Source organism: Bacillus sp. ISL-41 (assembly GCF_018613235.1).
GTDB lineage: Bacteria > Bacillota > Bacilli > Bacillales > Cytobacillaceae > Mesobacillus.
The window spans coordinates 30,628-43,096 of sequence record NZ_JAGGQP010000025.1; the positions used below are offsets into that span (position 1 = coordinate 30,628).

Consider the following 12,469-nt stretch of genomic DNA (forward strand, 5'->3'; position numbering starts at 1 on the left):
CTGCAATGAACGTGTTACTACTATATATCAAGTAGTTTTTCTGCAATGAACGAGGTACTACTATTATCAAGCCGGTTTTCTGCAATGTACGAGTTACTACTATAAAGTGAGGTATTACCATGAAAAAGTTATTAGTATGGTTTCTACGCATTCTTCCGCTGTTCTATATGGCGGCGATCTGGATCATGTCCAGCAATCCTGCTGATGCATTGGTTGAGCTGCCCAATCAGGGGGTTGACCGTTTTATAAAAGAATCACTCCATCTCGTTGAATTTGGAATCTTGTATGTACTGCTTGTCCTGGCTGCGTTAACGACCGGGCGCTTCATCCCGGTGCTCAGCTTTGCTTTCATGGGCGTGGCAATCCTGTACGGCCTGCTTGACGAGATTCACCAGAGCTTCGTCCCGTACCGATCAGCAACTGTGATTGATTTTATAAAAGACGTAATTGGGGTTTTAGCGGCATCACACTTCATCCATCATGCCTACTTCAGCGGCAAGTTTGTGAGGCTGGGGAAGGTTTTGCGCAGGATTGAGGAGAGAGTTCGGGCATTCTAGCTGGATTTATTTTTTAGATTGTAGTTAGTTACGGTTTTTAAGGGGCTGGCCTTGTTATGTGGGCTGGCTTTTTGTTTTTTAGTAGTGGCTTTGGGCCAACCGTTAAAAAAAGTACTGCAATCGTTAAATTTTTTGTCTCAACCGTTTAATTATTGGCTCTAACCGTTTAATTATTGCTTCCAACCGTATAATTTTAATTCCACTGGTTAATAGGGACACAGAAAATTCATAATAAAACAGTTATATCGGTAGGTATTTGGACTGAAGTAAAGAATTCATATAAAAACTAATAAGGAAGTGACCAATTTGATAGAAAAAGAACGGGCATATCCCATACGTCTTCTTATGTATGAGGCTTTAATGGAAAGAATCTTACCGAATCACCCTAAAACCTCATTAATCGAACAAGATTACAAAGCCTGGCGGGCTGGTTATAAGGGTGAGCTGCAAACGGATTACCGATTAAGCTTTCTGCCGGAAAAAGGTTTCCATATCTTTCGGGATTTACGCCTTCAAGATGAAAAATGGCATTTTCAGATTGATACCCTCATCTTAACTCTTCGTTATATCCTTCTAATTGAAACAAAAGCCTATTCTGGAACCCTTTTCTTCGACAAGCATTCCGAACAAATGATTCAAACAAAAAACGATCAGGAGAAATCATACGATAATCCTATTAACCAGGTTCGTATGCAAGCTTGGCATTTGAAAAGATGGTTGAAGAACCATAAGTTCAGTGTGCCGCCCATATACCACCTCGTAGCCATCAGCAACCCCTCTACAATTATCAAGGTAAGTGACCGCTCCCTGAATAATATAATAGTGAAAGGTGATGTATTACTAAGCCGTGTTCTTCAAATCGATGAGAGCACTACAAACCTGACTTTTACTGATAAAGAAGTAAAAAAGTTATCAAGGTCACTTCTTAAGAATCATTCTCCACACCACCCTGACATCCTGAAACAATATTCACTTACCCCGGATGATCTCCAAAAAGGCGTTCAATGTCCGTCTTGTTTATCATATGGCATGCATCGCGAAAAATGGGTTTGGCGCTGTCCTATATGTGGACATAAATCTAAAACGGTCCACCACAAGACTATAAAAGAGTTTTTCCTCCTTATTAGTCCAACAATTAAGAATCAGATGTGCAGAGAATTTTGCAGCGGTATTTCATCAAAAACAGCCAGTGACCTTTTAATTTCATTGAACCTCCCCTTCACTGGCACCACTAATGGCCGCATCTACCACATGCCACCAGACATCGAGACATTCTTCAATCCCGCGAAAAAGTAAAAGTGACAAAAGCACATCCCTAATCGCGCTAAAAAGCCAGGGTGCTCTTCACCCTGGCCTCGTCATTATTCTTTTCATTGCTGCAGAAGCTGCAAGCTAATTTTATTTCTTCGCGGTCACCTTCGTCAGCATGCTGTCGGCTTCGCTGATCTCAACGCCTTTGTAGTAGTGCTTGACGATGTCTTGATAGTTCTTTCCTTCGGTGGCCATGCCGTTGGCTCCGTATTGGCTCATGCCGACGCCGTGGCCGAAGCCTTCGGTAGTGATGACGACGTTACCACCTTTGAGCTCCCAGGAGAAGTCGCTGGAGCGGAGGCCTAGCTTATCACGCACTTCTTTTCCCGTCAGGACCTTGCCTCCTATATCGATTTTGGCGACCCGGTTGCCTGTGGTCCTGGAGATGACCTTGCCGATCTCCGGACTGTTCGGCAGCTTGACGCCAAGCTTAGACTCCACCTCGGCTACAGTCAACACAGACTGGCTCCGGAACTTCGGTGATTGCAGATCCCATGGACTTTCTACACTCCGCAAATACGGCAGTGAATTTGACCAGTATTCTTCTGAGTTCTCCGTGAAGCCATTAGAGGTTGAGAAGAAGGTCGCATCAATCGGCGAGCCGTCATAGGTGAGCACCTGGCCGTCAGTGGCTTTCACAGCCTCAGCTATCTTCTTCATTTTCCATTTGTAGTCGACGCCCCACTGCTTTTTCAACTCTTCTTTATTTTTAAAAACCTGGTGGATTTCTGTATCATTCAACTGAGCGCCTTCAGGTACGCCTACTTTATTGGGGCTCAGCATTTGTTTTACATAATAAGTCCTTGCCGACAGTGCTTGTGCCTTCAATGCCTCAAGTTCGAACTCGGCGGGCATTTCAGCAGCTACGACACCAATCAAGTATTCATCAAGCGGAAGCTTTTCGGTTTTTGATAGAGCTGTCCTGTAAACGGCTACCTCAACCGCGGAATCTGCGGTCGGGACAGCAGCAGCATCCTTCGCTTCGCTTTGCAGCTCTTCCCCCAGCTTTCCGCCAGCCTTTTCTTCCATAAAAGGGAGGACGAGCAACGATGGGATCAGGAGTGTGACGGCGAATAGAATTGCAGCTAGTACGATGAGTGGTTTGAATTTTAACATAGAAAAAGCCTCCATTATGAAATTTCACGGTCGTTAACCGTCTCATTCCATTCATATGGAGGCCGACAAGCTTTTATGACAGATTTCGAAAAAGCTCTGTATTTGTATATTTTCTTTTAAAACGTTCATAATAAGTCGGTCGAAATTGGACAGATATTTTCAAAAAAACCCAGTCAAAAATCAAAAAACCGCAGAACTATACGTTAAAAGCACAATTCTCCGGTTCATTGAGTAGTATTCTTTATTGGTTCATGTCTGAGACTATATTATCTTATGCGTTCATGTCTGAGACTAATTTATCAGTTACTGGCTGTTCTTCTACTTCGCTTACGCGTTCGATGTCGGCGCCAAGTGCTGCAAGCTTATGATGGAAGTTCACATAGCCGCGATCCAGGTGGTAAAGCTCTGTCACGCGAGTTACTCCATCTGCTACAAGGCCAGTCAGGATCAGTGATGCTGCGGCACGCAGGTCAGTTGCTGCCACTTCTGCTCCCTGAAGGTTTGATGGTCCGTTCATGATAACAGAACGTCCGTCGATTTTGATGTTTGCGTTCATGCGGCGGAATTCTTCCACGTGCATGAAGCGGTTTTCGAAAACAGTTTCCGTGATCATGCTTGTGCCCTGAGCGCGCAATAGCAATGCCATCATCTGGGATTGCATATCAGTCGGGAAGCCAGGGTGCGGCATTGTCTTGATGTCGACTGCTTTCAATTTTTCAGGCCCGATGACACGAAGACCCTCTTCTTCTTCAATGATCGTAACGCCCATTTCTTCCATCTTCGCTACCAATGAAGAAAGATGTTCTGGTACAGCGCCTTTTACAAGGACGTTGCCGCCAGTGATGGCAGACGCAACCATGAAGGTTCCTGCTTCAATTCGGTCAGGAATGATGTTGTGGTCAGCACCGAACAGTACTTCAACACCCTCGATCTTGATTGTGCCAGTGCCGGCCCCTTTTACCTTCGCTCCCATTTTGTTCAGGAAGTTGGCAAGGTCGACGATTTCTGGTTCTTTTGCGACGTTTTCGATGATCGTTGTGCCTTTTGCAAGGACAGCCGCCATCATAATGTTTTCCGTAGCTCCTACGCTAGGGAAATCAAGGTATATTTTAGCTCCGTGCAGACCATTGACTGCTTCGGCTTCGATAAAACCGTTGCCTACTTTGACTGTCGCACCCATTGCTTCAAAGCCTTTAAGGTGCTGGTCGATAGGACGGGAACCGATTGCGCAGCCGCCTGGCAGCGCTACGCGAGCACGGCCATTCCTGGCAAGCAGGGATCCCATTACTAATACAGAAGCACGCATCTTACGTACATACTCAAAAGGTGCTTCTATTTTTAACTCTCTGGATGCATCTACTGTAATCGTGTTATTTTCAAACTCCACTACGGCGTTTAAAGAACGTAATACTTCGTTGATGGTATATACATCGGAGAGAGTTGGCACATCACGAATTACGCTTTTTCCGTCACTTGCTAATAATGTTGCAGCGATAACAGGCAAGACGGCATTCTTAGCTCCTTCAACCTTTACAGAACCGCTTAGCCTTTGTCCGCCGCGGACGATGATTTTTTCCAAGTGTATTCCCCTCCGCGTCCAATTTCTCTATATTAATATTCAATCGTTATGATGGGTGTGCCAACTACGAGGGTAGTCTTTGCGCCCAATCGTTCAGTTTTCCGTAATCCAAGCTGCATATTCATCTCATGTTCATTGCTTAGTGACTTGTCGAATAGAGGCGAAACGGCGGATGTGGAAATGAATGACTCCTCTTCCAATCCTTCGACTTCCTCAGCTTTAAAAGCCTTTAGCAATTTACTTTTATAAACAGGTAAAGCCGATTTTATCTTATCATTGAACTCGCCTTCAATACAAGAGAAAGTTGTGGCATTCCCTCGAAAAATGTCAAATATTCTGCCTGGTAAATTTTTATTTAAAAAGGTTTCTGTATTTTTATTCCAGTAGTGACCTCTGACCTCATACATGACATACGTATGTATCGGCCCGTTTGTGTCCGTAGAAACAATTTTAATTTTTTCCTGAAGCTCTGCAGACTTCGAAACGGCTGTAATTTCTCCATTGCTGCCTTCCCATGTCCAATTTGGAAGCTGAGCCTTCAAGTCCCTTACCAGTTTGTCGACATTTTCTTCTTCCAGGGTTTCCCTTGCATATACCGACCACCCAGTGATCAAAATATTTTCGTCCTGCAAAACTGAGGCCAGAGTTTTTATTTCGTGATTAGCGTCAGCTACAGTCGTCTTATTCCCAGCTTGAAGCACAATAAAACCAATAATGCCAAAAATTGATAAAATAAATGGTATCTTCTTCATATGTCTTTCACTCTCCCCTTATTACCATTCTTACCAGGAGAGCAAATCGCATACTTGGGAATTCTCGTCACTTTTTGACATCATTCTATGTATCAACTTGGCCGGGTGTTCATTGTTTGTGAAAAAATAAACATGCCATTGCAAAAAAACAAGCACAAAGCCAATTTTACTCAAAATAAATTGTTTTGAAAACATGTATGAAGACCTAATTTTTTACCAATTTGTTTAGACTTTACAGCAATGTATGACAAAAAGTCCAAAATGTTTGCAGTAATTGCTGGTTCCTCTCCAGAATGTTCTACTTTTAAAAGGCATAATGCCACTGCTGAAATGGAAAGCACAGTAAAGTTTATGAAAAGTGACTTACTGAAAAATCATTGGAAGCTGCTGTGACCATTGGAGGTAATCAAGGAAGAAATTACTTACTGTGGATCCCAGTGCGATGGAAAGTAGGATGTATAGAACGCGAGCTTGAAGAACATGATTAGCTCTGAGCAATTTATCAAACTGCAGTGCCTGAAGAGCCCACCATGCAAGCGCAATAAAAATCAGATGTGTAAGAATGCTGGTCAGCGCAAAACCGCCAAAACCTGTTATCATAAATCGTTCCCCCCTTATCATGTTTATTTTAACATAAACGTGATGAATACCTGTTATTTAGACGTATCAGAATCCGGAAAGTTTCATGTTCTTGACTTCCTCTTACGACGGGCACAAATTAAAAAAACTGGCCTGCTATGAAAGCAAGGCCAGCTAAATTTACCCCTTTATTTCCATGAATTGATTTTCCCCAAAATCCAAACATGATTTACTTTTTCGAGCTTAATGCCAAATTAGAAGATCCTATCTCATGAAATCAACAAACTGGTTGAAGTTACTGTGCATGAAGTCAATTGCCAGGTTTGGCATAACTCCGAATAGGATTGTTCCGACTACTGTAATCAGGATGACGGCAATTGTTCCTGCTGGCAGCTGGATTTTTTCGTCGCTTGCTGCCGGGCGGAAGAACATTTGCGTCATGACTCCGAAGTAGTAGAAGTAAGATACGACTGTTGTCGCGATCATGATCGATACAAGGACGTAGTGTGCCTGGTCGACCATCAATGCTCCCATGAAGATATTCAGCTTACCGATGAAGCCAGCTGTACCCGGGATTCCTGGGAGTGACAGGATGAAGATTCCCATTCCGACCGCCAATAAAGGCGAACGGCGGTAAAGACCGGCAAAGTGGCTGATATCTTCTGAGCCAGTTTTCATTGTGATCACCTGAATCACAGCGAATGCACCGAGATTCATTAGCACGTAAGCCAGCATGTAGAACCAGATCGCATCGAATGTCACGAATGACATGGCAGTCAGAGCGACAAGGATGTAACCGGCATGCGCGATACTTGAGTAGGCGAACATGCGCTTGATGTTGCGCTGTCTTAAGGCGACGACGTTACCAATGATCATCGTTGCCCCAGCCAGGAATGCGATATAATCCTGAACTGCGAACAGCAGCGGAATTGGCTGTGTGTCTTCCTGTGCGACAGGAATGTAACCGAAAATCGATAACAGAATGCGAAGGATGATCACGAATCCAGCTGTTTTCGAGACGACGCTCAGGAACGCAGTCACTGGAGTTGGTGCTCCTTCGTATACATCTGGTGCCCACATATGGAATGGAGCGGATGCCAGCTTGAATGACAGGCCGACGAAAATCATGAAGAATGCCAGTCCAAGAATGTAAATGTGCTGAGGGTCATTCAGTCCTCCAAAGACTTGGGCGATTTCTTTTAAATTAGTTGTTCCGGCGATTCCATACACATAGCTCATACCGAACAATGTAATGGCAGTGGAAATTCCGCCGTTCAGGACGTATTTCATAGCCGATTCATTCGATTTCAGGTTACGTTTGCGCATCCCTGCAAGGACATAAGACGGAATGGACAGCAATTCAAGGCCGACGAACAATGTGATCAAGTCGCCGCTTGATGCCATGAACATCGTACCAAGCAGTGCAGTGAGGAACAGGTAGAAAAATTCTCCCTTGTATTCCTCAAGTCCGTCATTCGTCCTGTAGTCGATCGCCAACAGCATGACAAGTGCCGCTCCGAGAAGGAGGATCAGCTTGAAGGCGATGGCGAATGAATCCAATCTGAATGTATCGTATAAAATTGATGTTGTTTCGGTACCAATCAAGGTAACCAGTGAAACCAGCGCCAGTACCACACCTGCAAAACCGACCCAGCCAAGGACTTTTCGGTCGACATGCTTTGGCATGAATAAATCAGCGACTGATAAAAGTGCGATAAAACCAAGGATGATGAATTCCGGAGTCATCGTCCCCCAATCAAATGATAGAAGTGTATCTAGATCCATCCTTCATCACCCCCCTATTCCCATCATGATAGTCTCTAATGTTGCCTGAAGCGGTTCACTTAGAACAGCTGGATATACACCGATCAGAACAATCAAGCCGATAAGCACTAACACAGGTGCCCACTCAAATGAGCGGATGTCTGTCACTCCGGTAAATTCACGCTCTGCATTGCCATACGTGATGGCGAGGACTGCGCGCAGCAGGTAAACGGCTGTCATGATGATGCCGATTGTACCGACTGCTGCAAGGATTGGCATTTCTTCGAATAGTCCAAGGAAGGCCATGAATTCGCTGACGAATCCTGACATGCCAGGCAATCCAAGTGATGCCATCGCGCCTGCAAGCAGGAAGCCTGAGGCAAGCGGCATTCCTTTTGCCATGCCGCCAAGGTTGGCAAGCGTTGTCGTGTGAGTGCGTTCATACAACACACCGACAAGGAAGAACAGTAATGCTGAAATCAAGCCGTGTGACACGACCTGGAAAATAGCACCTTGAATTCCTGCTTCATTTAATGCTCCAAGTCCGATTAAAACGATCCCCATATGGGAAATAGAAGAGTAAGCAAGGACCATTTTGAAATCTGTCTGGATAAAAGCAAGGAATGCTCCGTAAAGCAGGTTGATGACACCCAGTACTGCAAGCAGCACGGCTAGTTCCGCGAACTGTTCAGGGAAAATCCCCATCCCGAAGCGGATCAAACCGAATGCACCAATCTTCAGCAGGATCCCTGAGTGGATCATGACAATGGATGGCGGTGCTTCAACGTGGACGCGCAGCATCCAGCTGTGCAGCGGGAAGATTGGAAGCTTGACACCGAACGCGACAAGCAATGCGATCAATAATCCCATTTTCAATGAATCGGAAACCGGCGCGAACAAAGGCGCGTTTTCTGTGTTCATCATGACTGACAGCATTTCGATATTTGATGTGCCTGTTCTTGCAAATAGCACCATGATGACGATTAGCAAAATTGCTGAGCCAAGTCCGTTATAAATCAAGAAGCTGTATGCAGCCTTTTCTCTTTCGTAATAGCCCCATTTTCCAATCAGGAAGAACATTGGGATCAAGGTGATTTCGAAGAAAAGGAAGAACAGGATCAAGTTTTGTGATGTGAATACTCCCAGCATCCCGATTTCGAGAAGCAGGAACAGCATGTAGTAGCCTTTCCATTCTTTTTTAATATGGAAGGATGCGATTGCCGCAAGCGTCGCGATTACTGCTGTGAGAACCACCATGATCAAACCGAATCCATCGATGCCCAGTTCGTAATTCACTGTGAACATGCCGGATTGCTCGGCACCCTGGCCTCCGAATTGGATCCAGCGGAATTTTTCTGCAAAATTAGCCAGATCATTGCCGCCGCGATAAGAAAAGTATGCGATCAGCGCAAGGATCAATGATGGCAGTGTTGCCAGTACGCCAAGCATTTTGATGCCTGATTCATTCGCCTTTGGCATGAAAGCCAAAAGCAGGATTCCTAGTAAAGGGGAGAATACCAGCAAGGTAAGAAAATAGTTGAAATCCATTATAAATACCCCCCTGTCAGCGCATAGATGACAATCAGGACTGCAAGGCCGACAAAGGCGATTGTGCCGTACGTCTGTACCTGGCCGTTCTGGATTTTTGCACCGGTTTTGCCAAGTCCCTGGACCACTGCTGTTGTCAGCTTGACGAGTCCTTCAACAAGGAAGACCTCGATGAACCGCAGGAATAAGCTGATCGCTTCCGCTCCAAACACGATGCTCTGATTGTAAATTTCATCGATATAGTACTTGTTTTTCACGATGCCATAGGCAAGTGGCGCTCTGCTGGACAGCCAGTCGCGTGAAATTGACTTCTTGCTGTACATCATCCAGGCAAGCAGGATGCCGAGCAAGGAGACAGCTGTCGCGACAAACATGATCCAGCCTGGGCCTTCGATATGGCCGTGGCCAAGCGCTTCGTTTCCTTCAACGAGCCAGTCGCCAAGGAATGTGCCGAACCAAGGTGTATTGACATAACCAGCAACGACTGCCAGTACAGCAAGAACCACCATAGGCAAAGTCATGACGGATGGCGATTCATGGACATTCTTCATTTCGCTGCGTGCTTCACCGGAGAAGACCATGAAGAACAAGCGGAACATATAGAATGCTGTGAAGAACGCCGCGATCACTGCCAGCCAGAACAGAATGTAATTCTCATGTGCCCATGCAGCGATCAAAATTTCATCTTTACTGAAAAAGCCTGAGAACAATGGGACACCACTGATTGCCAGTGTTCCGATCAGGAACAGAGGTCCTGTGAACGAAAGCCTTTTCCAAAGCCCGCCCATTTTTTCAATATCCTGAGTATGTACAGCATGGATGACGCTTCCTGCTGCAAGGAATAACAATGCTTTAAAGAAAGCGTGAGTCATCAAATGGAATACACCGGCAACATAACCGGCAGAACCCAGTGCAAGCATCATATAGCCAAGCTGGCTGACAGTCGAGAATGCAAGAACACGCTTGATGTCAGTCTGGACAAGGCCTATTGTTGCCGCAAAAATCGCTGTGAAAGCACCGATGATTGCAACAGTCAGCATAGCTGTCTCACTCGCATTAAACAGCGGGAACAGCGATGCGACTAAGTAAACACCGGCCGCTACCATCGTTGCTGCGTGGATTAACGCAGAAACTGGCGTCGGACCTTCCATCGCGTCTGGAAGCCATGTATGAAGCGGGAACTGACCTGATTTACCAACTGCGCCGATGAAGATCAGAATCGCAGTCAGGGTAATCATTGTTCCGGAAATCGCGCCTTCTTCTACCGCAGCGAAAATTTCATCATATTCGAAGCTGCCAGTTTGCCAGAATAAGAGAATCATCCCGATCAGCAGCCCGACATCCCCGATACGGGTCATGATGAAGGCTTTCTTTGCAGCCGCTTTGGCGCTTTCTTTGTAAAAATAGAATCCAATCAACAGGAATGAACCTACACCGACCAATTCCCAGAAAATATAGGTCTGCAAAAGATTCGGCGAGATTACAAGACCAAGCATTGCAAAAGTAAATAGTCCGAGATAAGCATAGAAAACCGGGAAGCGCTCATCACCATGCATATATCCTTTTGAATAGGTATGCACAAGGAAGCTGACAAGAGACACGATCACCAGCATCAATGCGTTTAATTGATTTACTTCAAAGCCCGCAGTAAGTTCCAGATTCCCTATTGTCAGCCATACGGCTTCAGCTTTGAATGTAGACTCCGAGAAGCGCTCGATCAGCACAAGGATGGAGTATACAAGAGAGGCAAGCGTCGCAAGAATCCCAACGAATGCGCTCGCTTCTTTAAGCTTTTTACCGAACAGCAGCAGGAATAGAAAGGATACAAGCGGGAACAGCGGAATGAGCCAAGCATTCTCCATTAATATCACAATCCCCTTTTTTGAACGCGCGCTATCTATCATATATACGCCCGTCAGATTGAGGCCCGTCTTTCACGGGGCAGTCCAGCTACAGAAATCTTCTGATTTTAGCGGCAAATGCCGTCTATGAAAATCCATCAATCTTAATTTTTCAGCTGATTCATTTCATCAATATTGACCGTCCCGCGGTTGCGGTAAAGCGAAATCAGAATCGCCAGTCCTACCGCTACTTCAGCTGCTGCTACCGCAATGGAGAACAGCGCGAAAACCTGGCCAGTAATCGAAGGATTCACTCCGTATTTACTGAAGGTTACCAGATTGATATTGACCGCATTCAGCATCAATTCGATGGAAATCAGCACAATAACTGTGTTCTTTTTTGTCAGCGCACCGTAAAGTCCGATGCAAAAAAGAATAAGTGCAAGAGCCAGATAGGCTGAAACCGGAACAGAACTCATTCCTGATCACCCTCCTTTTCGTCATCCTTGCGCGCCAGTACAATGGCACCGACGAGCGCGGCAAGCAGAATCACGGATGTCAGTTCAAACGGGATGATGTAATGTGAGAACAGTGATACCCCGATTTGTTCTGTGTTATTTTCATGCAGTGTATTTGGTACTGCTTCGAAATTCAAATCGTAAATTCCGAAATATACAGCTGCGCCAAAGCCTAGAACGCCCAGCAGCAATGCAAGCCTGCGCAGCAACCCGCCTTTTGGTTCAGCTTCGTCCCCATGGTGGCGGGTAAGCATGATACCGAACAGCATCATGATCGTGATGGCGCCGGAATAGATCATTACTTGGATGACCGCCAGGAATTCAGCGGACAGCAACACATAAATACCTGCAATACTGACGAATGTAAAGACGAGCGCTACGACCATGTGGATGACCTTGGTGAGGTTCAATAAAAGCACGCCGCCGATTACCGCCACTAAAGCAAGTGACATAAACGCAAAAAATTCGCCTGTTAACGTCATGCTTTATTCACCTTCCGTATATTCTCATCATTTTCGTCAAGCCATTCCAGGTTCTTGAATAAATCATCCCGGCTGTACTCAGCAAGCTCAAAGTTGTTCGTCATGATGATCGCTTCAGTCGGGCAAACTTCTGTGCACAGGTCACAGAGGATGCAAAGTTCGAAGTTGATATCATACGTATCAATGATTTTGCCTTTTTTCGTTGGATCAGGATGCTTTTTACCAGTCAAGTTAATGCAATCGGTCGGGCAAATATTAGCACACTGGTTGCAGACGATGCATTTTTCAGGATAAAACTTCTGGATCCCGCGGAATCTGTCAGGAAGCGGAATCGGTTCGTTTGGATAATCGTAAGTCAGCTTTTCGCGAGTCAATTGTTTAAGGGTATAAGCTAATCCTTTAGTCCATCCTAGCACGTAATT

At 45.4% G+C, this 12,469-nt stretch carries 12 protein-coding genes; 2 read left to right on the top strand and 10 right to left on the bottom strand.

From position 1 onward, the window contains the following. Positions 1–119 precede the first annotated feature (119 nt). Both J7I80_RS12225 and J7I80_RS12230 read left to right on the top strand, forming a co-directional pair. A complete protein-coding gene (locus J7I80_RS12225; RefSeq protein WP_214738649.1) occupies positions 120–557 on the top strand; it encodes a VanZ family protein in 438 nt (145 codons plus the stop codon). Positions 558–863: 306 nt separating this feature from the next. Continuing rightward, positions 864–1,853 carry a nuclease-related domain-containing protein gene (locus J7I80_RS12230; RefSeq protein ID WP_214738650.1) on the top strand — a complete coding sequence of 330 codons (990 nt, stop codon included), beginning with the start codon at positions 864–866 and terminating at the stop codon, positions 1,851–1,853. Between the two features lie 102 nt (positions 1,854–1,955). Here the strand turns inward: J7I80_RS12230 and spoIID are convergent, their stop codons facing one another. The 10 genes from spoIID to nuoI form a co-directional block, all read right to left on the bottom strand. Next, positions 1,956–2,984: a stage II sporulation protein D gene (gene spoIID, locus J7I80_RS12235; RefSeq protein WP_214738651.1), complete on the bottom strand. Its 1,029-nt coding sequence runs from the start codon at positions 2,982–2,984 to the stop codon at positions 1,956–1,958. 271 nt (positions 2,985–3,255) lie between these two features. Continuing rightward, positions 3,256–4,563, bottom strand: coding sequence for a UDP-N-acetylglucosamine 1-carboxyvinyltransferase (gene murA, locus J7I80_RS12240; RefSeq protein WP_214738652.1), 1,308 nt, complete (start codon positions 4,561–4,563; stop codon positions 3,256–3,258). Positions 4,564–4,595: 32 nt separating this feature from the next. Next, positions 4,596–5,315, bottom strand: coding sequence for a YwmB family TATA-box binding protein (locus J7I80_RS12245; RefSeq protein ID WP_214738653.1), 720 nt, complete (start codon positions 5,313–5,315; stop codon positions 4,596–4,598). A gap of 363 nt (positions 5,316–5,678) precedes the next feature. Then, positions 5,679–5,915, bottom strand: a complete 237-nt coding sequence (locus tag J7I80_RS12250) for a DUF1146 family protein (protein ID WP_214738654.1) — start codon at positions 5,913–5,915, stop codon at positions 5,679–5,681. A 243-nt stretch (positions 5,916–6,158) separates the two neighbouring features. Then, the gene (nuoN, locus tag J7I80_RS12255) at positions 6,159–7,679 is read right to left on the bottom strand and encodes an NADH-quinone oxidoreductase subunit NuoN (protein WP_214738655.1); all 1,521 of its coding nucleotides are present in this window, start codon (positions 7,677–7,679) and stop codon (positions 6,159–6,161) included. Positions 7,680–7,685: 6 nt separating this feature from the next. Continuing rightward, positions 7,686–9,206, bottom strand: coding sequence for an NADH-quinone oxidoreductase subunit M (locus J7I80_RS12260; protein WP_214738656.1), 1,521 nt, complete (start codon positions 9,204–9,206; stop codon positions 7,686–7,688). Then, positions 9,206–11,068, bottom strand: a complete 1,863-nt coding sequence (nuoL, locus tag J7I80_RS12265) for an NADH-quinone oxidoreductase subunit L (RefSeq protein WP_214738657.1) — start codon at positions 11,066–11,068, stop codon at positions 9,206–9,208. Before nuoL ends, J7I80_RS12260 begins: the two co-directional genes overlap by 1 nt. A 143-nt stretch (positions 11,069–11,211) precedes the next feature. After that, positions 11,212–11,526: an NADH-quinone oxidoreductase subunit NuoK gene (gene nuoK, locus J7I80_RS12270; protein WP_214738658.1), complete on the bottom strand. Its 315-nt coding sequence runs from the start codon at positions 11,524–11,526 to the stop codon at positions 11,212–11,214. Further along, on the bottom strand, positions 11,523–12,047 hold the full coding sequence (locus tag J7I80_RS12275) for an NADH-quinone oxidoreductase subunit J (RefSeq protein ID WP_214738659.1): 525 nt from the start codon (positions 12,045–12,047) through the stop codon (positions 11,523–11,525). The genes nuoK and J7I80_RS12275 overlap by 4 nt, the downstream gene beginning before the upstream one ends. After that, a complete protein-coding gene (gene nuoI / locus J7I80_RS12280; RefSeq protein ID WP_023613591.1) occupies positions 12,044–12,463 on the bottom strand; it encodes an NADH-quinone oxidoreductase subunit NuoI in 420 nt (139 codons plus the stop codon). The genes J7I80_RS12275 and nuoI overlap by 4 nt, the downstream gene beginning before the upstream one ends. Positions 12,464–12,469 lie beyond the last annotated feature (6 nt).